This is a genomic window from Streptomyces sp. NPDC001406 (assembly GCF_042895285.1).
Classification (GTDB): domain Bacteria; phylum Actinomycetota; class Actinomycetes; order Streptomycetales; family Streptomycetaceae; genus Streptomyces.
This window is the reverse complement of the sequence record NZ_JBIAWG010000038.1, coordinates 1-23,379: the sequence shown is the minus strand read 5'-3', so window position 1 is coordinate 23,379 and position 23,379 is coordinate 1. Positions and strand designations below refer to the sequence as shown.

Here is a 23,379-nt window from a genome sequence, read left to right as displayed (position 1 = left end):
CCGCCCGTGGGGCGACGAGCACCAAGAGGACAGGCACATCCCCTGTTACGGGTCCCCGCGCCACTCGCACCCGCTCATCGAGTGAAGAGCTGTGCCAGACCCTCCCCCTGTGTCCCGCAACGTGCGGGACGCGGACAACGAAAGTGATCAGAGAAATGAACATGAAACTAGAGCTTTTCGTGCTGCCAGTCTCCGACGTCGACCGCTCCAGGGCCTTCTACGAGAAGGCCGGATTCCGGCTCGACCTCGCCGGGGACATCACCGACGACTACCGCGTGGCCCACCTCACGCCGCCCGGGTCCGAGGCCTCGATCCTCTTCGGCAAGGGCCTCACCACGGCCGCGCCAGGTTCGGCTCAGGGTCTGTACCTCGTCGTCACGGACATCGAAGAGGCCCGCGCGGACCTCGTCGGCCGGGGAATCGAGGTGAGCGAGGTGTTCCACGACGGCAAGGGCGTCTTCTTTCACGGGCACGACGCCGGAGAAGTCGTGCACAACAGTCAAGGCCAGGAGCGGATCGCCGGCCCGCACCCCGAGCGTGCCAGCTACGGCTCGTACGCCACCTTCAGCGACCCGGACGGCAACGGCTGGGTGCTCCAGGAGATCACGCAGCGGTTCCCCGGCCGCTGACCGCCCTCTCCCGGCAGACAGGCCGAGGGCACGTCCCTCCGGCCGGCCGACGCCTCGATACGGCCGGCACAGTCAACGAACAGGATGAGCAATGAGTGAGGCAGCGACGACCGGGACGAGCCGGAGCTACGACGTGATTGTCATCGGCGCCGGCCCGGTGGGCGAGAACGTCGCCGAGCGTACCCGCGCTGCGGGGCTCAGTACGGTGATCGTGGAAAGCGAACTCGCCGGCGGCGAGTGCTCCTACTGGGCCTGTGAGCCGAGCAAGGCCCTGCTCAGGCCGGTACTGGCGCGCGCCGATGCGCGCCGCGTCCCGGGCCTGCGCGAGGCGGCATCCGGTCCGCTGGACGTCGCCGCCGTGCTCGCCCACCGCGACGAGATGACGTTTCACTGGGACGACGGCGGCCAGATCGAATGGCTCGGTTCGGTCTCCGTCGACCTCCTGCGCGGTCATGGACGGCTGGACGGCCCCAAGCGCGTGTCGGTGACGACCCCGGAGGGGGACACCGTCTCGCTGACCGCGCGTCACGCCGTCGCCCTCTGTACGGGCACCACCACCGCACTGCCCGATGGGCTGGGCCTGGACACCACCAGGCACTGGACCAGCCGCGAGGTGACCAGCGCGGACCGCGTGCCCGGCAGGCTCGCGGTGGTGGGCGGCGGAGTGGTCGCGGTCGAGATGGCCACGGCCTGGCAGGCCCTCGGATCCGAGGTGACCATGCTCGTTCGCGGCGGTGGCCTGCTGCACCGGATGGAGCCCTTCGCAGGGGAACTCGTCACGGAAGGCCTGCGCGAGGCGGGCGTCGACGTCCGGTTCGGCGTCACCGTCACCGCGGTGCAGCGCCACGACGGTGATGACGGAGAAGTGACGATCACCCTCGACGACGGCAGCGACCTGGTCGCGGACGAAATCCTCTTCGCCACCGGCCGAGCCCCGAGGACCACCGACGTAGGGCTGGACAGCGTCGGTCTGACCCCGGGCGCCTGGCTCACCGTCGACGACTCCTGCCAGGTGACGGACGTTTCCGACGGCTGGCTGTATGCCGTCGGAGACGTCAACCGCCGCGCGCTGCTCACCCATCAGGGCAAGTACCAGGCCCGGATCGCCGGAGCCGCGATTGCTGCCCGCGCCAACGGCGACCCCGTGCGGGCGAACAGGTGGGGGCCGCATGCTGCCACCGCCGACGGCACGGCCGTCCCGCAGGTGGTCTTCACCGACCCGGAGGTCGCCTCCGTCGGACTGACCACACGCGAGGCCGAGCAGTCCGGGCGGCGCATCGACGTGGTCGACTACGACCTGGCGCACGTGGCGGGAGCCCACCAGTACGCGCACGGCTACCGAGGCCGGGCTCGCCTGCTGGTCGACGCGAACCACGCCACCGTGGTCGGCGTCACCTTCGTCGGCCCCGGAGTCGGCGAACTGCTGTACTCCGCCACCATCGCCGTCGTCAGCGAGGTACCGCTGGACCGGCTCTGGCACGCCGTGCCGGCCTTTCCCACGATCAGCGAAGTGTGGCTGCGACTCCTCGAAACCTACCGGGGCTGAGCAGGGACAGCCGACAAGACCGTGGCCTTCCCGGTCTGCGCGGCCGGCGCCCAGTGACACCCCTGAGGCGCGAGTTGAGCGCCACGCGACCTGGGCCGAGGAGCAAGGGCAGGGCGGCCTGCGGGGGCTGGAGCAGCGACCGAACGCGTCACAGCGACGGCAGTTCGAGAGGAGTTCTCCCATGGGTGATCTGATCACCACCGCCATCGAGGCGCACGGCGGCCTGGACCGCTACAACCAGTACAGCTCGGCCACGGTGCACTTCTGCCTCGGGGGTTCACTGTGGCGGTTGAAGGGATGGGAAGGGATTCTGAGTCATGCGGCTGTGCGGCTCGACCTGCACCGGCAATACGCCAGCCACTATCCCTTCACCGCCGCCCACCTACGAACCTCCTTCACCGCCGAGCGGGTGGCCGTCGAGACGGTCGACGGCGAGGTGAAGGCCGAGCGGTCCAACCCTCGCGCCTCGTTCCCGAGTGACGTGAACGCTCCCTGGGACGACCTGCATGTCGCCTACTTCGCCGGGTATGCCATGTGGACGTATCTCACGTCCCCGTTCACCTTCGGCTCTGACGGGTTCAAGGCCGTGGAACTGTCAGCGGTCACCGAGGAGGCGGAGACCTGGAGGCGCCTGCAGGTCACCTTCCCGGACCACATCGCGACACACTGCCGCGAGCAGGTGTTCTACTTCGGCCCGGACGGCCTGCTGCGCAGGCACGACTACACGCCCGAGGTCATCAACGCGGGCCCCGCCGCGCACTATCCCTCCGCGTACCAGGAGTTCGACGGGATCATGGTCCCGACCCGGCGCCGCGTCTTCCGGCTCGGCAAGGACGGGACAGTATCTCGGGACACGGAACTCGTCACCATCGACGTCGAGAGTGTCCTGTTCATCTGAGCTGGCAACGCGGCCCCTTCCAGCGATGTCCCAGCCGTCACGCGCCGACGACACACTCACGAACACCCCCAGGAGGCGCACCATGCGCAAGCTCCACCTACGCCCGCTCATCTCGGTCGGCGCGGCCGCCCTGGTCCTCGCAGGTGCTCAGCTAGCATCAGCCAGCACCGGCAGCGCACACGGTGCACACCAGCGCGCGGAAATCATCCAGTTGGTCGCCAAACAGACCCAGTCCCAGGCTGTCGACACGGGCCAGAAGGGACACAGCCTCGGTGATGAGTTGGTCATCGCCGAAGACCTGTACCAGAACGGAAAGAAAGTCGGCGACCACGCCGTGGTGTGCACCTACGTGCACATCGGTCCGGACGCACTCCAGTGCCTGGGCACCTTCGCTCTGCCCCAGGGACAGATCACCGGACAGGCACTGCTCCACCTGCCCTCCCACTCCGCCGTCGACGTCGCCATCACCGGCGGCTCAGGCACCTACAGCGGTGCCGAAGGCTACGTCCACACCGTTCCCGCCGGCACCACGGAAAGGCACCTCACCTTCCACCTCACCCGCTGACCACCCACCAAGCCTGCTCACATCTGTTGGCTCGGAGTGACAGCAGCCATCAGCCCCACCCCGAACACCCGGCCCGCGGCCGAAACATCGAAGGAGACATGACATGACAAGCACGGAACCCAGCGACACCGATCGCCAGGGCCTGAGCTACTACCCGTGGTGGCTGGACAACCTGGCCGACGACGCCACTCTGGAGGGCGGGGCGATGAACGGCACGGCGCGGGGAGCGGAAGCGGTCCGGACCATCGTGGTCAAGGCCCGCGAGCTGTACGAGTTCCAAGACTTCAGCTACGCCGGCGACTTCGGCGACAACGGCTTTCTGGAGATCTACGACGCTTCGATCCAGGGCGAGCCCCTGAAGGTCGTCGTCACGGTCACTCGCAACGCCGCGGGGCAGGCCCAGGACCTCGCGGTGCTCCACCGGCCGCGCAACTCACTGCTGCTCTTCTCCCGACTGATGCACGAGAAGTTCGCCGGCACCCCACTCGCCGAGCACTTCCTCTCCGACGACTCCTGAGACAACGATCTCGGGCGCAGGCCCGGGTCAGTCAAGGGGGGTGCTTCTTACCGGGCGTGTCCGCTTCGGGGCGGCTGGTCATCTCATGCGAGTGCTGACTGCGCGGCTGCCTGGAACTTCACGTACTCGATGGTCGCGCCGCCGGGGTGCCGTACGGTCAGGTTGGGACCGGTAGGGACCTCGTCGGGCCCGTCGAGATCGTCCCGCCGTGTTGCTCGGTGAGGTGCAGGACATGGTCGAGGGACTCGACGATCGTGGTGGCGTGGGTGCCGCGGTAGTGGGCGAGGGCTTCCTGCGAACCCCCAGAAGCAGATAGCCGCCGACGCTCGCAAGGTCCAGGTCCCGGCAGTCGACGTGTTCCCGATGACGCATCATGTGGAGCGCGCGGCGATCCTTGAAACCACCCTGAGGATTCCTGACCTGCAGTGTTGCAGGCCAGCCCGGCAGTCGGGGCCACGGAAGACCAGCCGGATCGGCGCTCGCCATGAGCTCTGACAAGATGCAGGGCAAGACTCACGACTGGCTCCCGAGGCGGAGCCGCCCTTGGGCCACCACAACCGTATCGTCAGTCGTCAACTCGCCCCTCGGACACTCGCGGTAACGATACGGAAGCGAGGGCCTCGACCTTACGGTCGCGGTCCCCGTTGCGTTGTCGTGCGTGATGACGATGCCCAGGGCTTCGTAGAGAGGCTCCTTCTTCTCGACGCCGACGGTCTGGATGCGTTGTGCGACGCCTCCGAGACTCTCAGTGATTTCCGGGATCTGGTCTCACCGCTGACATGAAGCGTGCGAGGCGGGGGTTCCCGCCTGCCGGTTCGCGCCTACTGGTCTGGATCCAGCGCTCCGTGAGGGAGTTCATCCGCGGTATCCGGATGCCGGTCGTGAGGACCTTCACCCCAGCGCCGGTCAGTAGGGCGTCGAAGGCGGCCGTGAACTTCGCGTCGCGGTCCCGGATGAGGAATCTGGCCTTACTGCCCGCATCGTCAAGATCCATGAGCAGATTCCGTCCGAGTTGCACGATCCAGTCCGCGGTCGGGTGCGCGGTGGCTCCCAGGACCCGGATGCGCCTGGCCGAATGCTCGATGACGGCAAAGACGTACAGCCGCGCTCCGGTCAGGGTCGGACCACGAACAGGTCGCAGGCGAGCAGCGCCTCGGCCTGGTTCACGCAGGAAGTTGGCCCAGGTCGTGCTGTGACGTTCGGGAGCCGGCGGGATGCCGTGTTCTTTGAGGATCTCCCAGACGGTGGAGGCGGCAACCTTGACGCCCAGGGCAGCGAGTTCGCCGTGGATCCGGCGGTAGCCCCATGAGGAATCTTCTCTGGCCGGGCGCAGGATCAGGGCGCGGATCGACCGGATGGTGGGTGGGCGTCCGCGGCTCTTGGGCACACAGGTGGCAGCGTGGCGTCGCTCGAGCAGGTCGCGGTGCCGGCGCAGGATCGTGTCCGGCCGTACCAGAAGCAGGAAGCGCCGCAGTGTGTCCATCGGGAGGTGGTGGAGCAGGCTGGCGAGGATCGCGCGGTCGGTGTCGGTGAAAGCGGGCTTACTGATCTGACGTTGAAGGACGAGTAGTTGGTGTCTGAGCGCCAGAATCTCGATGTCCTTCTCGCGGTCGCTCATCGGCAGCAGGCGCAGAAGTGCGCAGGTGTTGGTGGCGGCGAGGTAGGCCAGGCGCAGCAGCACGAGAGATCATGATGCCGTTCGCACTGGACCACGGGAAGACATGGGGAACGGCGGGCGGCAATGCCATAGATCGACGATCAAGGCTGCGGCCTGGGCAGATGATGTATCGGCACCCGCACTCACCCGGTCTTGGGGTAATGACCGGGCACTGGATGACTTGGCGTTCGTTGCGGCGGTGCAACCACCCGCAGCGAACGTACGTTGGAGAGCGGGGGATCACTCCCGCCGGTCCCGTTCCACAACTTGTTCGCGGTAGTACGTGCGCCAGATCAACCGGTGCACCCGCGTCCAGCGCGGTACGCATCGCACTCCGGGGATGAAAGGCACGAGCATCAGGCCTAGGCTGAGCAGGGCCATCAGGCCCCAGATAAGGGCGTCGGCGTTGCCGGAGGACTTGAAGGGGTCGATCTGGTACCAGAAGGTGTAGAGCCACAGCCACGCCTGGCCCGGGTAGTCCCCGGTTTCGTTCATCATCCCCCACTGGTCGCCGCCGAGGTGCTCGGCACGGGCAAGGGACTCCAGGTAGGAACCGTCGGAGAGGAAGAGCAGCGGACGGGTGTAGTCGGTCTGGTAGAACTTGCCCTCCGCCTGGAGTTCGCCATCCAGTGCGCCGCTGCGGGCCAGACTGAGAAGGCGTGCGACGAGGACGGGGACCGGGCCGTAATCGCCCTTCGCGGGGGTGCCGCCGCCGGCCTTGGCCAGGGCGTCGGAGTAGGCCGAGGTCCATGCCTGGTGCCGGGCCGCCGGAGCGGCGGACCAGGTGGCGAGGGCCGCGCTGACGGCGGGTGGTTCCGGGGCGTCGCGCAGTGGACGCAGCACGAAGTCGTTCGTCGTGTCCACCGGGATGCGGACCCCCGCGGCGCTCTGCAGCCCGACCGGCCCGAGTTTCTGCGCCGCGCCCGGCGTGTGGTTGTACGGCGGCCCGTACCCGGCCGTGCCGCTGGTGCCGCCGAGCTCGGACACAGCGGTCGCCGTGAAGTCGGCGCCGTCGGCCCTCGACCAGGAGGCCAGCGTCACCGGCTTGACGTCGGGCGAGGAGAAGACGGCGGCCAAGCCCGCGGTGAGCAGCGCGACCACCACGAGCGCGATCGTGAACTCCTTGACCAGGTCGTAGGGCCTGGTGGGGAAAGCGGCCGGGTCCGGCACGGGGGGCTTGCAGGGGCGTCGGGTCATGGCGATGCCGCCAGCGTGGGTCCGTCCGCGGGATCGAGCGTGGCGTCGATCGGCGGCACGATCCCGCGCAGCCGGACCAGCAGGATGTGCCAGATCGTCAGCAAGGCCAGGGCGAAGGGCAGCAGGACGATGTGCCACATCAGCATCTGGCCGAAGTCCAACACGTTGAAGAACGCGCCGATGCCGACTGAGTTGAGCCCGTCCTTGGCCTGCCCGGCGATCCACTGGGAGTCGAAGTTCTGCTGGATCAGGTAGCCGGTGAAGGCCGTGCCGACCGAGGCGAAGAAGCACACCGCACCGGTGACCCAGGTCAGGGCCCGCCGACCGCGCCAGGCGGCCATGAAGAACTTGCCCCACAGGTGGATGACCATGAAGAACATGAACAGCTCGACGCTCCACAGGTGCAGGCTGTTCACGTACTTGCCGGCCCCCGAGACGTGCCACCATGCGGGCCCTTTCAGGGCCAGCACCCCGCCGGTGACCAGGACGACGATCAGCGCAGCCACGGTGAGCACACCGAAGACGTAGATCCATGAGGCCATGTACGCGGGCTGGGTGTCCGGCAGCAACTTGTCCGGGGGCAGCGCCCGCACCGCCCGCCGCCGGACCGCTCCGGTCCAGCCTCCGCCGGCTCGGCCTACCTCGCTCATCCTCGGCCTCGCCCTCGGGGGAAGGGCAGGAGCAGGGCCCCCACGAAGACGACCAGCATCACCCCGATGACCACGAGGTTGGCGACAGACAGCTGCACCACTCCCCAGTGCATGTAGTGCCCAGTCCCGTTGAGATCGATGGGCGCGGAAAGCACGCGCTCGACAGAGTGCGGATGTCCTGTCATGAGCCGGCTCCCCTCGAAGTCCGAGAGCAAGTAGAGCGCCTTGTAAAACCCTCGGCCTGCCGACCCGCCCGGGTCATGGGCCGAACGGCTCAAACGCGTGAGAGTGACCTGTCCGCGGCGTATACCTTCCTCGCTCATCCCGGTGGGATCTGCGCCAATAGCTCATCTCATTCGGCGAGTCGTCGGTAGCAGATGAGGGTGCAAGCCACGCCGTCCGAGCTGACGTGCGCCGGTCACGACCTCAAAGCGCCTAGAGACAGCTCTGCGAGGGACCTCGATATAACGCCCGCCCGAACCGGAAGAACTGGCGCATCCTCACCAAGCTCCGACTATCCGCGCGCTGGCGACCACGCTGGCCGACCTCATGCCAGCAGAGAGTGGCGGGCGCCATGAAGCCCCCTGATCTACGCCGAGCCTGCCAACGGGATGACCGACTTGTACGTACAGGCATCATCACCCGCTTCGCGGCGGGCTGCTGCTCCACCAACTCCGGCCCGATCGGCTTGGGGGCGGCGGACAGGGCGTGGCGGATGATCGTCTCCGGGTGGGAGCCGCCGCATGCTGGACCCGAGGCCGGCGAGCCCGGGAGGTTCCATGAAATGGCTGGTCACACTGATCGGCGTGGCAGTGGTACTGATCATCCTGCGAGACGTGTTCCACACCCTGTGGCATCCCACCCGGCACGGGGGCCTGAGCAGGGTCGTCATGTCGCTGTTGTGGCGGCTGTCCACCCGGGGCCGCAAGAACAGTAGCGCCGCCGGGCTCGCCGGCCCTGTCGGCATGGTGACGGTGGTGGCCACCTGGGCGTGCGCCGTGGCCGTGGGCTGGGCCCTGGTGTACTGGCCGCACATGCCTGAGGCGTTCTCCTTCGCCGGCACGTTGGAACCGTCCGAGCACTCCGGGCCGGTGGACGCCCTGTACCTCTCACTGGTGACCGTCGCCACGCTCGGCCTCGGCGACATCGCACCCTCCGCCGACTGGCTGCGCATCATCGCACCGCTTGAGGCACTGGTCGGCTTTGCGCTGCTGACCGCCACCGTCTCCTGGATCCTCGGCATCTATCCGGCTCTGGCCCGGCGACGGGCGCTGGCACTACGCATCTCCCAGCTGCGCCGCGCCGATCCGGCAGCTGGGCAACCGGCCTCCGACGTGGGGGCCGCCGTCCTCGGCCAACTCGCTGCCGATATCGCACGTACCTGCGTGGACTTCCTCCAATACCCCGAGTCCTACTACTTCCACGACGGCCCCGGCGACATCTCGCTGGTCTTCACCCTCGGCTACGCCGCCGACCTCGCCGAGCGGACAAGTCGAACAGAGCGCCCGGAGGCCCGGAGCGCCGCAGCCGTGCTCGCCATCGCCCTCGACGACCTCGCCACTGTCCTCGACCAGCGCTTCCTGCACACCGGGGGCACGCGGCAGCAGGTCCTGGCCGCCTACGCCCGCGACCACGGCAGCCCCTGAGCGAGCCGGGGGAGGAGTCGGTCCGGGCTCGTATGCGGCGGTGCTGGTGGTCGGCAGGCCCGGTGCCACGGCTGTACAGGCCGCCCGCGAAAAGCAACATGGCTGCCAAGGCCGGCACTGGTTGGCCACGAGGCCGCAGACCGTCATGTGCTGACCATGCGGGTAGCGGCTCGTCCTGCAGATCCGGGCCCAGGACATTGCCGCACGCTGACAATGGCGATCGGCCAGCCGCACCGCATAATCCTCGGGTGTCCGAGTCTCCCTTCCCGATACCTTCCGGCTCCGTGCCGGCAGGCACGCCCATCTGGTCCTCAGATGATGCTGCCCAGTGGACGCGCGCCCGCGGCGCGCCCTGGGCGCGGCCGCTGTGGTCGATATGGGCACTGCTGATCACCGTGGTCTGGGCGAACGCGGCGACGCCGGACCGGCCGTGCAGCGATGCCGCTCCGTGCGGTGCGGACTGGCTCGGCATGGCAGAGACGGGGCTGGCCGTGGGACTTCTGTACTGGCTCGCCCGGCTGCCGGAGCTGACGCTGCTCACCGCACCCGTCTTGGCGGTCATCGTCGCGCGGGTGGAACTGCCAGGCCGCGGACCGATGGCGGCGGTCGCCAACATCTCTGTACTCGTGGCCCTGGTCTTCGGCTGTGTAGCCGCCTTCGCACGCATCGCCGCCCGTCACCGGCAACGAGACTTGGTGAAGCGCGCCGCGGAGGTCCGGCACTCACTACCCGACCCGTCCGCCCGACTGCGGCGCGGGACGATCCCGATCACGGCAGGGCTGCTTCTTGTCGGGGTGGCCGCCTTCGCCGTCGCTCAGGGACTCGATGGCATCCGCGTAGACCAGCACCGCGCGGATCGTGCCGAGCGCACCACCGCGAAAGTGGTCGGCCGGGGCGAGGAGTCGGTCCGGGTGCGCACCGACGACACCCGGCGCCTGACCCTCAGCGCGTCCTACCCCGAGGATTACCGCATCGGCAGCACCGTGACCGTACTGGAGGACGGGAGGTGGCGGCGTTTGGCAGCAGAGCCGTACGACGCCTTCGACTGGCAGCTGCTCACCCTGGCCGGCGGCCTGCCCGGAGGCTCCATGCTGCTCACCGGTCTCCTGGCCCGGCGCCGCGCCGCCGTCCTGCGTCGGGCACCGGTGCCGGCCTTGCGCGTGCTGGAACGCATCGATGACGACGGGCGGATCTGGATCTACGCGGGAGATGACACAGCCGCTCGTGCGCCGATCTTCGTCGGCCGATTCACAGCGGATCGGCCCAACGCGAACGAGGACGATGCAGAGCACCGACATGACGAAGCGGACGAAGAAGAGCCGCTCGTCATCGACACCCGGTTGCACGAAGCCGTCATGTTCGGCTCTCCGTACGAAGGCGGCGAACTGATCCTCGCCACCACCGACAGGGACGCCCAGCCGGTCGTGATCCGTACGACCAGCCCTGTCCGGCTGCCTCGCCCCGGCACGGGGCCGACACCCGCCACCCAAGAGGCAGGAACTACCTCCGCGGCCGCGGACCCACAGGGTCCACCCGCGGCGGAGGGCGTTCCCACGCGCTTGCGCCCTGCGGAACATCCTCTGCGCTGGGGACCTGGCGCTATGGCGCGCACATGCGGCCTGGCCCTGGCCCTGTGCGTGGGTGCGGGCGCCGCCTTCATCGCTCAGTCGCTCGTGACGGAGGGGTTCGGCTGGAGGGCTGCTCTCCTGCCCGGCCTTCTGACGTGGTTCGGCCCGGCTGCCAAGCAGCTCAACTGGCGGGTCAGCGCGGACAGTTCGGGGCTATGGCTGACAGGGGCGTGGAGGGTACGGCATGTCCCCTGGGAACGGTTGCGAGCGGCCCGGTACACAGCGGAAGGGAGCGTGCTGATCACCATGTCGGACGGCAGTACCTGGCAACTTTCGGGCGTGGGCCTGCCGAAGGCGGAACGTCGGCTCAACCTGTATCCGTCATATGTCCGCATGGTGGACGAGATCACCGCTCTGCACGCGCACCCAGAGCTGCGGCCCGCCCGCTCCGTCTTCCCCCGCGACCGCGGCCTGCCATTGGGCCCCGTCCTGCTGGTCCTCACCGCCCTCGCCGTCGGATCCTGGGTTCTTGGGTGAATACACCGTGGCCACTGTGTCCCAAGCCGTCGCTCGCGCGCGGCAGGACGGCTCATCTCGCGAAGCGCGAGGAGCCAAGGTTCACCTGGTGACCGACCATGCCGATCTCGACGCCGTCGGAGGCGGCGGGTGCCGACGTGCGGACCGATCATGCACAATCGGCGGCCAAGGCCACATTCCCGTTGGCCTCAGTCGCGCCGCGCCCAAGAAGACGGCCGCCTGATGCCGATCCCAGTCACTGACGGATCTCGCCGTGGGCCCCCGCGCCCGGTCGCGGGGGCTAGTGACGCCCCGACTGACGGCCAGGGCGAGCACTTGATCGGCTTCGAATAGGCGGCGGAGCCGAAAAGAAAAGGCCCGCATCCTCGGGGGTCTGAGGCGGATGCAGCGCCACCAGGCAGCAAGCATGCTGCCGGCGCGCCAACACGGTCACTGTGAGGCAGCACGATGTCGATGCCCCAAGGAAGACCGCTAAGGAGGCGTCAAAGCGCCGTTGGGAATACATACTTGACCACGCAGAAAGGTCTCGCGATGGTCCCGAGGGGAGTGGCAAGGTGAGTGGTGGGGGCCAGGGGTTGGGCAAGGTCGAGGTGCGGCTCCGGTGGGATCCGAGTCCGTACGGGGAACCGCCTCGGCACCTCGACATCATCGCGACGACGTACCCGGCGGACGATCCCTACGGGCGGCCGGCGTATGTCGTGCACTACGACAGCCGATCGCCGGACGGCACCATCAACATGAGCCGGCACAGCCAGACCGGCATGGGCTTCGGGTTTGTCGAGGTGATGGAGCTGGAGTTCGAGCGGCTGTCATCCGTCTACGGGCGGGTGGTGGTCGGGGTGGCCATCCACCAGGACAGCGGCCCCCGCACCTTCGGTGACATATCCAACGCGGGGGTGGTCGTCATCGAGGGATACCGGCAGCTGCTGGCGGACGACTTCGGCCGGGTCGACGAGGCCACGGCCGCGACGGTCGCCGAGTTCACCAGGAACGCGACCGGGGCGTGGGAACTGCACGAGATGATCCGGGGCTTCGACAGTGACCCCGTGCTCTTCACCACGGAGATGGGCCGCATCGCGCAGTAAGCGCGGCTGGTCCCACTTCCGGTCGCTCGGCGCATTCCGTACTCTCGCGCATCCCCGGTGGAGCTGCCGAGTGGTTCGACCGGACACGGGAGTGAGGCGCTCGTCCTCGTAAGGGCGGGTCGGCTCCACACTGGCCCAACATGGGAACGTGTCGACGCGCGACGGAATAGGGAAACCGGCTGACTTCAGCCTCGATGCCGGTGGGGTCTCCGACGCGGTTCCAGCGGAGTACAACCCGGCGGCGACGAGGAGTGTGGCTACCGTGAACAGCATGGGCCAGCCACGCAGCAGGTTCACCAGGAGGGTGAACGCCACCGCTGCCGCGGCAAGACGGAGGAAGCACCGCGCCTCATGGGCTTGGCTGATCGTTGGATTTCCTCACTAGGTGGGAAACACGTGCCGAATCAGACCCCTGGTGTAGGCCGTCTCGTCAGCCGTAACACCGAAGTCCTGGCGGCCCGCTGGCTGATCAGCGTCGAGGGGATGTGCCCTTGCTGGGCAGCATCTGGCTGACCGCGAGGGGGCCGAGCCCGGCAAGCGTGAAGGCGTTCGAGCCGAAGAAGCGGATCTCCCAGGACAGGCTGGGTGTGATCCCGAAGTAGAACAGTCCCTGCACCAGGCAGGGTACGCCGATGAATACGGCGCCGAGTCCGTGGGCCCAGGGACGCGTGACGCGGCTGCGTGCCCAGGGAAAGGCCCACCCCGTACGCATGCACAGGGCCCCGTAGACGACGAGCGCCAGGCCCAGCGTCATACCGACTCCCACGAACCACTTCATCGCCACTCCTCGGCTCGATCACGCCCGGCCGATGGTTGCAGGCCCTGGCCCGGTCGGACCATGCCGGGCCTCGGCAGTGTTTGATGGCGCCGCACTGCCACACTGCCTCCCGGGCGCTGCCGTCAGAGCTCCTTGGCGGGCCAGTCGAGCAGCCGGGCGCCGATGACGGCGGTCTGGAGCATGTAGCGGTGGGCCGGGTCGCCAGGGTTGGCGCCGGTGAGCTGGTGGATGCGTTCCAGGCGGTATGTCATGGCCCTCACGCTCAGGGAGAGGCGGCGGGCGGCTTCGGCTGCGACGCAGCCGGAGTCGAAATAGGCGGTGAGGGTGTCGAGGAGGGGCTGGGCGCCGCCTCGGGCGGTGGTGAGCGGGCCGAGCGTGTTCACCACGAGGTCGGCCATGGCTTGGCGGTCGCGCGTGAGGACGGGATAGACGAGCAGGTCGGTGGCGCGCAGGACCGGGTCGTCGAGGCCGAGGCGTTCAGCCATCTCCAGGGTGCTCAGGGCTTCTTCGTACGACTGGACGACTCCGCCGGGGCCGGGCTGCGGGCGGCCGATGGCGACCCGGCCGCCGTCGGTGGCGGCGTGCGCCTGTTTGGCGAAGTAGGGCAGGACCTCGTCCTCGTGGCCGGGGGCGATGCACAGCAGCCGGCCGTCCTTGGTGGTGAGCAGGACGCTGCGGTTGCCGAAGCGAGCCAGCAGCGCCTGCTCCACCTGCCGGGCAACCGCGCTGCCCTCGTCGTAGGCTGCCGGGCCTTGGGCGACGGCGACCGCGTGGGCGTGGGACAGGCGCAGGCCGAAGCGTTCGGCACGTTCAGCGAGGCGGCCCAGGTCGCTACGGCCGTAGAGGAGGTCGTCGATGAACTCCCGGCGGGCGGCCTCCTCTTGACGCACGGCGAGACGCTGGGCGCGTTCGTAGCCCTCGGCGAAGGCGTCGACGACCTGCTGTACGGCGGCGAGTGTGCTGTCGGCCGATCCCGGTGTGTCCGGCCAAGCGGCGCGGGCTGCGGCGAGGTGGGCTCCTACCAGAGCGCGCAGACCGTGGCCGGCGTCCGCGGCCTGTTCCCCGAGGGCGCGTCGGGACTCGATCTCCTCGCGGGTCAGGCGACGGCCGGTGGCCGAGACCTCGGCCAGGATCCGGGCATAACCGTCCAGATACTGCTCGGGTATCTCCCGCTCCGTCACGCCGTCCCCCGGAATCTTGATGTCCCGGTGATGGTTTCTTAGCGGCTCACCGGCATGCAGACCCTAATGAACACTGCCGGGAACCGGCAATGCGCGGCCGCACTTCGGCCGTGCATCATGCCGTGCGGGGAGCACTGCGGACGGTTCCGGTGCCGGGCACCGGCAGGTGCCCGGGCCGGGGCCCGAGCGGAGGCAGTGCGCCGTCCATATGCGCTTTATGCGGGGAGGGAGTCGGAAGATGCGGACGCTCGTGGAGGCCGCCACCGGCTTTCCCCTGATCCTTTTCACTGCCGCCCTCGTCGTGGTCGTGTTCTTCTGGCTGTTGGTCGCAGTCGGCGTGATGCGCTCCCGCAGTTTCGACGCGGACCTCGACCTGGACACGTGGGGCATGGGCGGGGTGCCGGTGGCGGTCGCGCTGTCCCTCTTGACGGTGCTCGCCTGGTTTCTCGGCGTCGGCGCGACAGCGCTGCTCGCGGCGCTCGTGCCGGCGGGAGTCGTGACCGGGGTTCTGCGCCCGGTGGGGTCGGTGGCCGCGCTGTTCGTCGCCTGGCGGCTGACCTGTCTGTTCGTCCGGCAGCTGTACCGCCTCTTCCCCGACGCCCCCGGGTCCGCCCGCCGCACGGCTCGCGATCGCACCGGCTGAGCCCCGGCTCACCTCCGCCAGGGCCCTGCCCCCGCTTCCTACTTCAACTGCCTTACGCATCAAGGACGTATGCCATGAATGCCATCGGCGTGCTCGCCGCTGTCTGCCTGCTTCTCGTTGTCACAGCACTGTTGGCCGTCTCGCGGCTGTTCCGCAAGGTGGAGCAGGGCAAGGCGCTGATCGTCTCGCAGATGCGGAAGGTCGATGTGACCTTCACCGGGCAGGTCGTCCTGCCGGTGCTGCACAAGGCCGAGGTGATGGACATCTCGGTGAAGACGATCGAGATCACCCGGGCAGGCCGGGATGGGCTGATCTGCCGGGACAACATCCGCGCCGACATCCGGATCTCGTTCTTCGTAAAGGTCAACAAGACCGTCCAGGACGTCATCAAGGTCGCCCAGGCGGTCGGCACCGCACGGGCGAGCGACCAGAAGACTTTGCAGGACCTGTTCCACGCGAAGTTCTCCGAGGCACTGAAGACCGTGGGCAAGCAGCTGGACTTCACCGACCTCTACACCAAGCGCGAGGAACTGCGCTACAAGATCATCGAGTTGATCGGTGTCGACCTCAACGGCTACCACCTGGAGGACGCGGCGATCGACTACCTGGAGCAGACGCCGCTGTCACAGCTGGACCCGGCCAACGTCCTCGACGCGCAAGGCATCCGCAAGATTACCGAGCTCACGGCCGTGGAACACGTGCGCACCAACGAGGCCCAGCGCACTGAGGAGAAGGAGATCACCCGGCAGAACGTCGACGCCCGCGAGACGATCCTGGAGCTGGAGCGCAGGCAGGCGGACGCCGAGATCAAGCAGCGCCGGGAGATCGAGACCTCTCGGGCTCGCGAGGAGGCCGAGACCGCGCGGGTGGTGGAGGAGGAGCGGCTGCGGGCGCAGAGCGCCTTCCTGCGCACGGAGGAGCAGCTCGGGGTGCAGCGCGAGAACCAGGCCCGTGAGGTCGCTGTCGCGCAGAAGAACCGCGAGCGGGTCATCGCCGTCGAGAACGAGCGCATCGAGAAGGACCGCCTGCTGGAGGTCATCGGACGCGAGCGCGAGACGCAGCTGACGAAGATCGCCGCCGAGAAGGAGGTCGAGGCGGAGAAGCGGGACATCGCCGAGGTCATCCGCGAGCGCGTCGCTGTGGACCGTACGGTCGCCGAGCAGGAGGAGTCCATCAAGAAGCTGCGTGCCGTGGAGCAGGCGGAACGCGACCGCCAGGCCGTGATCATCGCCGCCGAGGCGGAGGCGCAGGAGAAGCTCGTCAAGGACATCAAGGCCGCGGAGGCCGCCGAGCAGGCCGCCACGCACCGCGCCGCCGAGGAACTCACCTTGGCCGAGGCGCGGTTGAAGACAGCCGACCTCGATGCGCGGGCCAAGCTGCGGCTGGCCGAGGGCGTCCAGGCGGAGGCTGCCGCCGAAGGTCTGGCCGCCGTCCAGGTCCGCGACAAGGAGGCCGAGGTCATCGAGAAGGCCGGCCGTGCCGAGGCCGCCGCCACCGAAGCCCGGATGCGGGCGGAGGCGGAAGGCACCCAGGCACAGCTGCGGGCCGAGGCAGAGGGTGCCCAGGCCAAGGCGCTCGCCGAGGCCACGGCCATCGGCGAGAAGCTGAAGGCGGAGGCGGCCGGCCTGACCGAGAAGGCGGCGGCGATGGCTGCCCTGGACGAGGCGTCCCGTGGTCACGAGGAGTACCGGCTGCGGCTGCAGGCGGAGAAGGAGATCCGGCTGGCCGGCCTGGACGTGCAGCGGCAGGTCGCCGAGGCACAGGCCACGGTGCTCGCGACCGGGCTGGAGAACGCCGACATCGACATCGTCGGCGGCGAGTCGGTCTTCTTCGACCGGCTGGTCGGAGCGATCGCGCTCGGCAAGGGCGTCGACGGCTTCATCGAGCACTCCGGGACCGCGCAGGCCCTGGCGAAGCCGTGGCTGGACGGTACGTCGAGCTTCACCGACGACCTGAGCCGGATCCTCGGCTCGGCCTCGACGTCCGACGTACAGAACCTGACCGTGTCCGCGCTGCTGATGAAGCTGATGAAGTCCGGCGGCACCGACGCCGGCCAGGTGCAGCAGCTCCTCGACCGCGCGGGCGAGCTGGGCCTCGCGGACACCCCGCTCACCGCCCTGAACGGCAAGGCCAGGGCCTGATGACCCGCGGTGCCGGAGCTGCCGCACAGGGGACGGCAGCTCCGGGCCGCGACTTTTGAAGGGATGCACGATCCATGGCAACCGCCCTGGAGACGACGTCGTACGACGCCCTCGACACCGGCACGTACGAGGTGCTGTGCGACCGGCTTACCGCCCAGGCCGCCGAGCTGGCCCGCGGAGCCGAACTCCTCAACGCCCGTCGTGTCGAGGAGTTCGGCGCCACGCGGCTCGACCTCACGGGGACGGGCCCGCTGCGGACCGAGCACCCGTGCGTGCCCCGGGACGTGGTCTCGGTCGGGAACCGCCTGCTGTTCGGATACAACGCCGGCCGGCCCGATCCGCAGGTGGGAGACGTTCTCGCGCTGTACGACCGCGACCTGGACCGGCTGCCCGAGAACGCCGTACCGGGCCTGCTCGACGACCCCTCCTTCGTACGGGAGTTCGCGGCTCTGCACCGCTACTACCGTCAGGCCCGCCTCCTCCGGCTCCGCCGCGTCGACGGCAGGCTACTGGCCGTCTTCCAGACCGGCGACACGACCGACGACATCCGGGTACTGCGCTGGACACTGACCGAGGACGGGCAGGCGACGTTCCTGGACGCGCGCGGCGAGCGCGACCACGTAATCGCGCCCTCCCACGACTTCGCCTGGGCGGAGGCGACCCGCGAGGACCATGTCCTGGGCCGTCACCCGCGTGTCTCCGTTCGGGGCGAGGTGTTCGTCTCGACGGTGGGCGGCACGCTCACCGTTACCACGGAGCAGGACGCGGAGCTCTACAGCGAGCCTGTGGACGAGCCACTCCAGTCCCTCGCCGACGCGGACATCGCGCACGCGCGCGTGGGCGCGCTGATCCTGCTGCGGATCCGCCCCTACAAGGAGGACGCCCACCGCTATCTGGTCTTCAGCACCCTCACCCGGACCGTGGTCCGCCTCGACGGCATCGGCCAGGCGTGCCGCCGCCTCCCCGAGGACCAGGGGATCGTGTTCCCCGGCGGCTACTGCCTGGCCACGGGCACCCACAAGACGTACGAACTCGACACTACCGACCTGGAGTTCGAACGCGAGGTGCGCTCGCCCTACGGCGAGGACGTCCTCTACGCCTTCCACACGCGTGCCGAGAGACGCAGCCTTCTGCTGTCGTACAACATGATCCGCAAGGAGGTCGCCGCGCCGCTGCCCTGCCGGAGCTGGACTCTGTTCGACGACGGCACCCTGATGCTGCTGCTGCGGGCCGAGGGCGAGGAGCCTGCCCGAGTCCATCCGCACCAGCTGTGGTCCTCCCCCTACGTCTCCGACACCTACGCCGCCCCCACGGGTACCGGCCCGCTGGGCCGTGTGGGCAACGCCGACCTGGTTCGCGGTATCGCCGACTGTCTGTCCATCAGCCGCTCGGTCGCCGAGACCACGCCGACGGTCGAGGTGTACGAGTCGCTGGTCGGCGCCTGCGTCCGGGCGGCCGACAGCCACCACTGGCTGGGCGAGGCCGAACTCGGCGACCTGTGTGCCCCACTGGACGCCGTACGGGCCACGGCCGAGCAGGTGCTGGCTGAGTTCCGGACCGTGCAGGCGCTGACCCGTCAGGCCGGGGACGCACTCGCCGAGGCCGCGGACAGATTGGCCGCGGTGGTGCGCCGGCTGCGAGGTGAGGCGCCGCGCGGTGCCACTGCCTGGGTGAGCGGCCTGAGCGAACTGCGACACGCCCAGGGCCATCTGCTGACCCTGAAGGAGATGCGGTACGCCGACGCCGACCGCATCGAGGACCTTGCCACCGAGGCCGAGGCGAACCTCGCCTCGTTCGGGCAGCGGGCCGTCGCCTTCCTCGCCCGCGAGGACGCCTTCGCCGAGCACCACACCGACGTCGAGCAGCTGGCCGCGGACGCCGAGTCGATCGGCAGCGTGGCCGAGGCGGAGCCCGTCGCGGCCCGGCTCGACGACCACGCCGACACGCTGCGCACGGTCACCGAGGTCGTCGCCGGCCTCGACATCGGCGACGCCACCGTCCGTACGTCCGTCCTGGAGCACATCGCCGAGGTACTCGGCGGCGTCAACCGCGCCCGCGCCCTGCTCGATGCCCGCCGCCGGACCCTGCGTGAGAGCGAGGGACGCGCCGAGTTCGCCGCCGAGTTCGCGCTGCTCGGCCAGGCCGTCACCGGCGCGCTCGCGGCGGCCGACAGCCCCGAGGCGTATGACGAGCAACTCGCGGGCTGGCTGGTTCGGTTGGAGAACCTGGAGTCCCGTTTCGCGGAGTTCGACGACTTCCTCGGCGAGCTCGCCGCCAAGCGCACCGAGGTCTACGAGGCGTTCTCCGCCCGCAAGCAGAGCCTCCTCGACGCCCGTGCCCGCCGCGCCGAGCAGCTCGCTGCCTCCGCCGCCCGCGTCCTGGAGACGATCGCCCGGCGAGCGGCCACGCTCGCGGACGCCGACGTGGTCTCCGCCTACTTCGCCTCCGACCCCATGGTCGCAAAGGTCCGCCGCACCGCCGACGAACTGCGCGAACTCGGCGACCCGGTACGGGCGGAGGAACTCGACGGCCGCCTGAAGGCCGCGCGTCATGAGGCGACCCGTGCCCTGCGTGACCGCACCGACCTGTACGCCGACGGCGGCCGCACCCTCCGATTGGGCACCCACCGTTTCGCCGTCAGCACCCAGCCACTCGACCTCACCCTGGTCCCGCACGGAGATGGCCTCTCCCTCGCCCTGACCGGCACCGATTACCGCTCCCCGGTCACCGACCCGGACTTCGCCGCCACACGCCCCTACTGGGACCGCCACCTGCCGTCGGAGTCGCCCGAGGTCTACCGCGCCGAACACCTCGCCGCCCGCCTGCTGACCGAACACGGACCGGCCGCCCTCGCGCTGACCGACGACCTGCTCGCACTCGTCCGCAAGGCAGCGGAGGAGGCGTACGACGAGGGCTACGAGCGTGGTGTCCACGACCACGACGCCACGCTGATCCTCACCGCGCTCCTCCCCCTGTATGAGCAGGCCGGACCGCTGCGCCACGAGCCCGCCGCCCGCGCCGCCGCACAGCTGTTCTGGACGCACGGCACCACGGCCGAGGCGCGCGCGACGTGGACCCGGCGGGCGGTGTCCCTCGCCCGGGCCCGCGACACGTTCGGCCTGGCGCCCATGATCGCCGACCTGGAGGAGGAGCTGGCCCGGGCGATCGGAGCATGGTCCGGGCAGGACGCACCGGCGGCGGCGTCGTACCTCTTCGAGGAGCTGACGACCGGCCCCGACGGCTTCGTCCTCAGCGTCGGCGCGCATACGCTGCTCAACAAGTTCCGCCTCACTGTGGACAGTTCGGCGTACGACGAGGACATGGCCGCCCTTGACGACCTCGCCGACCGTCGCCAGCTGGCCGAGGCATGGCTGTCGGCGTACGTCTCCGCCACAGGCACGGAGGCCGCCGCCGGAGACCTGGCCGAGGCGGTGGCCGCCGAATTGTGCCCGGACCTGTCCCGCTACGGGTCCGACGCCTCGACCGTGACCACGGTCGCGGGACTGCTCGGCACGCATCTGCTCATCACCGGCCGCGGCCTGACCCTGCGGATCGACGAGTTCCTCGCCCGGACCAAGCGGTTCGCCGAGCGGGACGTACCCGCCTTCCGCTCCTACCAGCGCCGGCGCACCGCCCTGGTGGCCGCCGAACGCACCCGCCTCCGGCTGGACGACCACCGCCCGCGCTCCATGGCCACCTTCGTCCGCGGCAGGCTCATCGACGAGGTCTACCTGCCGCTCGTCGGCGACAGCCTCGCCCGGCAACTCGGTACCGCGGGCGAGACCAAGCGCACCGACACCGGCGGTCTCCTGCTGCTCGTCTCCCCGCCCGGCTACGGCAAGACGACACTGATGGAGTACGTCGCCGACCGCCTCGGCCTCATGCTCGTGAAGGTCAGCGGCCCGGCCCTCGGGCACACCGTCACCTCGCTCGACCCGGCCGAGGCACCGAACGCCACGGCCCGCCAGGAGATCGAGAAGATCAACTTCGCGCTGGCGGCGGCCAACAACACCCTCCTGTACCTCGACGACATCCAGCACACCTCGCCCGAGCTGCTGCAGAAGTTCATCCCGCTGTGCGACGCCACCCGGCGCGTGGAGGGGGTGCGGGACGGCGAGCCACGCACATTCGACCTGCGCGGCAAGCGCTTCGCGGTCTGTATGGCGGGCAACCCCTACACCGAGTCCGGCGAGCGCTTCCGCGTGCCCGACATGCTCGCCAACCGCGCCGACGTCTGGAACCTGGGCGACGTCCTGACCGGCAAGGAGGGCGCCTTCGCGTACAGCTTCCTGGAGAACGCGCTCACCTCGAACCCCGTGCTCGCCCCGCTCGCCGGGCGCGACCGCGCCGACCTCGACCTGTTCGTCCGGCTCGCCACCGCCGACCCCTCGGCCCGACCGGACCAGCTCGCGTACCCCTATGCGCCCGCCGAGGTGGAACAGATCGTCGCCGTACTGCGCCACCTGCTCACCGCGCGTGAGACGGTTCTCGCGGTCAACGCCACCTACATCGCGTCCGCCGCGCAGTCCGACGCCACGCGCATCGAGCCGCCGTTCCGGCTCCAGGGCTCGTATCGCACCATGAACAAAATCGCCCAGCGTGTGCGCCCGGTCATGAACGACGCCGAACTCGCCGCGGTCATCGACGACCACTTCGCCGCAGAGGCCCAGACTCTCACCAGCGGGGCCGAGGCCAACCTGCTCAAACTCGCCGAGCTGCGCGGCACGCTCACGCCTGCACAGGCCGCACGCTGGGCCGAGCTGAAGACCGCGTACGTCCGCACGCAGGCCCTCGGCGGCCCGGCAGAAGACCCCCTCACCCGGGCTGTCGCCGCTCTCGGCCTGCTCGCCGACCGCGTGGCCGGCGTGGAATCGGCCATCACCCGTGTGACGGACCCGCGCAACCTGCTCGCCAACCCCAAGGCCCGACACGCGGCCGAGCCCAAGGAGCAGTGATGACGTCCTTCCTTGTCCCCCTCGCCACCGCCGCGCTGATCGTCGCGGTCTGCACGGCCGTGCTCGTCCGCCGGGACCGACGGCGGATGCCCGCGCACCCCGAGACCTTGCGCATCGAGTCCGCCGCCACCCGAAACATCCGGTCCACACGACGCAGGGCCCACGCCTACCAGAACCGGTTCCTGCGTGAGCACGAGTGACGCCGGGACAGGGCTTTCGGCCTTCTTGGGTCTTGACTCGCTCCTGCCCCGGCCGGTACTCGTTCGCCCAGTCGGCAAACGAGGACCACGCGCTCCGTGCGTCCAGCGGCTCCCTCAGAGGCGCGGAGAGCTCTTGGGAGGGCACTGGTGGTGACGTGCTGGTGGTCGTGAGGGGGGTGACGGCTCATGGCGAAGGGGCGGCCTGGACGCCGACGTACGACCGTGACCCTGTGGCGGTGGCGGCGCAGCCCGCTGCGGCGGACCAGCGATCTCGTCGAAGCCTGGGTGCTGCTCGCCGCCTGGGCGCTGGCTCTGCTGGGCGGTGCTGCCGTGGGCGTGGTGACGGCGGTGGTGGCTGACCGGGGCGCGGAGGGGGAACGGGCGGAGCGTCGGGAGGTCGTGGCTGTCGTCGTCAGCACCGTGTCGGACGGGGTGGCCACGCGTTTCAGTGATGGCAGCCGAGTGTCGGTCGAGGTGCGGTGGACGGTCCCGGACGGACACACCCGCACCGGACGGACCAAGGTGACGGCTGGTGCCCGTGCGGGGAGCCAGGTGCAGATATGGACAGACGCGCGGGGCGAGTTGACGTCGCAGCCCGCTGATCCACCGGAGGCACGCTTGCAGGCGACCGCGGTTGGCGTGCTGGCAACGGCGGGCACCGGCGGTCTGGTGTGGGCGGGCACGCGTGCGGTGCGCGGGGCACTGGACCGGCGGCGTCTGGGGCAATGGGCCATGGAGTGGGAGCGGATCCACACGCACTGGGGTGGGAAGACCAGCTGAGCCGGCGACAGCCGACGGGGCCGGTGAAGCCGGATCAGTCGCGTGTCAAGGTTGGTACGGAGAGCGTTGGCAGCGCGTCAACGCTTGAGGGGCGGTGCGGCATACGCCCTTAGTAGCTGTTGTCGTATCGAACCTGAGGGCGGCGTTTTCGCTGTTCAGGCATAGGTTTGGCGATCCCGTGGGAGTGGTGGCCTGTCGTGTCATCG

The 23,379-nt window shown here is 69.4% G+C and carries 18 protein-coding genes and 1 pseudogene; 13 read left to right on the top strand and 6 right to left on the bottom strand.

Going from position 1 to position 23,379, the window contains the following annotated elements:
- The first annotated feature begins 155 nt into the window (after positions 1 to 155).
- The 5 genes from ACFY1J_RS45055 to ACFY1J_RS45035 all read left to right on the top strand — a co-directional run bounded on the left by ACFY1J_RS45055 (position 156) and on the right by ACFY1J_RS45035 (position 4,155).
- Entirely contained in the window at positions 156 to 629 is a 474-nt protein-coding gene (locus ACFY1J_RS45055) for a VOC family protein (protein ID WP_390712623.1), read from the top strand.
- Between the two features lie 91 nt (positions 630 to 720).
- Positions 721 to 2,175, top strand: a complete 1,455-nt coding sequence (locus ACFY1J_RS45050; RefSeq protein WP_390712624.1) for a dihydrolipoyl dehydrogenase family protein — start codon at positions 721 to 723, stop codon at positions 2,173 to 2,175.
- A gap of 181 nt (positions 2,176 to 2,356) precedes the next feature.
- Positions 2,357 to 3,073 carry a hypothetical protein gene (locus ACFY1J_RS45045; RefSeq protein ID WP_390733243.1) on the top strand — a complete coding sequence of 239 codons (717 nt, stop codon included), beginning with the start codon at positions 2,357 to 2,359 and terminating at the stop codon, positions 3,071 to 3,073.
- Positions 3,074 to 3,155: 82 nt separating this feature from the next.
- Positions 3,156 to 3,638 (top strand): hypothetical protein, encoded by a 483-nt coding sequence (locus tag ACFY1J_RS45040; protein WP_390712626.1) that lies wholly within the window; start codon positions 3,156 to 3,158, stop codon positions 3,636 to 3,638.
- A 103-nt stretch (positions 3,639 to 3,741) separates the two neighbouring features.
- Positions 3,742 to 4,155, top strand: coding sequence for a hypothetical protein (locus ACFY1J_RS45035; protein ID WP_390733242.1), 414 nt, complete (start codon positions 3,742 to 3,744; stop codon positions 4,153 to 4,155).
- Positions 4,156 to 4,969: 814 nt separating this feature from the next.
- Here the strand turns inward: ACFY1J_RS45035 and ACFY1J_RS45030 are convergent.
- The 4 genes and pseudogenes from ACFY1J_RS45030 to ACFY1J_RS45015 all read right to left on the bottom strand — a co-directional run.
- A pseudogene (locus tag ACFY1J_RS45030) lies at positions 4,970 to 5,836 on the bottom strand (integrase); the annotation flags it as partial.
- 216 nt (positions 5,837 to 6,052) lie between these two features.
- Complete coding sequence (locus tag ACFY1J_RS45025; RefSeq protein WP_390733241.1) at positions 6,053 to 7,009, bottom strand: hypothetical protein; 957 nt, start codon at positions 7,007 to 7,009, stop codon at positions 6,053 to 6,055.
- Positions 7,006 to 7,659, bottom strand: a complete 654-nt coding sequence (locus tag ACFY1J_RS45020) for a cytochrome b N-terminal domain-containing protein (protein WP_390712629.1) — start codon at positions 7,657 to 7,659, stop codon at positions 7,006 to 7,008. Before ACFY1J_RS45020 ends, ACFY1J_RS45025 begins: the two co-directional genes overlap by 4 nt.
- On the bottom strand, positions 7,656 to 7,844 hold the full coding sequence (locus tag ACFY1J_RS45015) for a hypothetical protein (protein ID WP_390733240.1): 189 nt from the start codon (positions 7,842 to 7,844) through the stop codon (positions 7,656 to 7,658). The genes ACFY1J_RS45020 and ACFY1J_RS45015 overlap by 4 nt, the downstream gene beginning before the upstream one ends.
- 594 nt (positions 7,845 to 8,438) lie before the next feature.
- Between ACFY1J_RS45015 and ACFY1J_RS45010 the strand changes: the two genes are divergently transcribed.
- From ACFY1J_RS45010 to ACFY1J_RS45000, 3 genes are all read left to right on the top strand, one after another.
- The gene (locus ACFY1J_RS45010) at positions 8,439 to 9,305 is read left to right on the top strand and encodes a potassium channel family protein (protein WP_390712630.1); all 867 of its coding nucleotides are present in this window, start codon (positions 8,439 to 8,441) and stop codon (positions 9,303 to 9,305) included.
- A gap of 197 nt (positions 9,306 to 9,502) precedes the next feature.
- The gene (locus ACFY1J_RS45005) at positions 9,503 to 11,410 is read left to right on the top strand and encodes a hypothetical protein (protein WP_390733239.1); all 1,908 of its coding nucleotides are present in this window, start codon (positions 9,503 to 9,505) and stop codon (positions 11,408 to 11,410) included.
- Between the two features lie 554 nt (positions 11,411 to 11,964).
- The gene (locus ACFY1J_RS45000; protein WP_390712632.1) at positions 11,965 to 12,495 is read left to right on the top strand and encodes a TerD family protein; all 531 of its coding nucleotides are present in this window, start codon (positions 11,965 to 11,967) and stop codon (positions 12,493 to 12,495) included.
- Positions 12,496 to 12,964: 469 nt separating this feature from the next.
- Here ACFY1J_RS45000 and ACFY1J_RS44995 read toward each other — a convergent pair whose 3' ends face one another.
- Together ACFY1J_RS44995 and ACFY1J_RS44990 are read right to left on the bottom strand one after the other, a co-directional pair.
- Positions 12,965 to 13,273: a hypothetical protein gene (locus tag ACFY1J_RS44995; RefSeq protein ID WP_390712633.1), complete on the bottom strand. Its 309-nt coding sequence runs from the start codon at positions 13,271 to 13,273 to the stop codon at positions 12,965 to 12,967.
- Positions 13,274 to 13,395: 122 nt separating this feature from the next.
- On the bottom strand, positions 13,396 to 14,454 hold the full coding sequence (locus ACFY1J_RS44990; RefSeq protein WP_390712634.1) for a PucR family transcriptional regulator: 1,059 nt from the start codon (positions 14,452 to 14,454) through the stop codon (positions 13,396 to 13,398).
- Positions 14,455 to 14,692: 238 nt separating this feature from the next.
- Between ACFY1J_RS44990 and ACFY1J_RS44985 the strand changes: the two genes are divergently transcribed.
- From ACFY1J_RS44985 to ACFY1J_RS44965, 5 genes are all read left to right on the top strand, one after another.
- On the top strand, positions 14,693 to 15,097 hold the full coding sequence (locus ACFY1J_RS44985; protein ID WP_390712635.1) for a hypothetical protein: 405 nt from the start codon (positions 14,693 to 14,695) through the stop codon (positions 15,095 to 15,097).
- A gap of 74 nt (positions 15,098 to 15,171) precedes the next feature.
- Positions 15,172 to 17,238, top strand: a complete 2,067-nt coding sequence (locus ACFY1J_RS44980; RefSeq protein WP_390712636.1) for a flotillin family protein — start codon at positions 15,172 to 15,174, stop codon at positions 17,236 to 17,238.
- A gap of 74 nt (positions 17,239 to 17,312) precedes the next feature.
- Positions 17,313 to 22,193, top strand: a complete 4,881-nt coding sequence (locus tag ACFY1J_RS44975; RefSeq protein WP_390733238.1) for a DNA repair ATPase — start codon at positions 17,313 to 17,315, stop codon at positions 22,191 to 22,193.
- Positions 22,193 to 22,393, top strand: coding sequence for a hypothetical protein (locus ACFY1J_RS44970; protein ID WP_363300998.1), 201 nt, complete (start codon positions 22,193 to 22,195; stop codon positions 22,391 to 22,393). The genes ACFY1J_RS44975 and ACFY1J_RS44970 overlap by 1 nt, the downstream gene beginning before the upstream one ends.
- 186 nt (positions 22,394 to 22,579) lie before the next feature.
- On the top strand, positions 22,580 to 23,173 hold the full coding sequence (locus ACFY1J_RS44965; protein ID WP_390733237.1) for a hypothetical protein: 594 nt from the start codon (positions 22,580 to 22,582) through the stop codon (positions 23,171 to 23,173).
- The last annotated feature ends 206 nt before the right edge of the window (positions 23,174 to 23,379 follow it).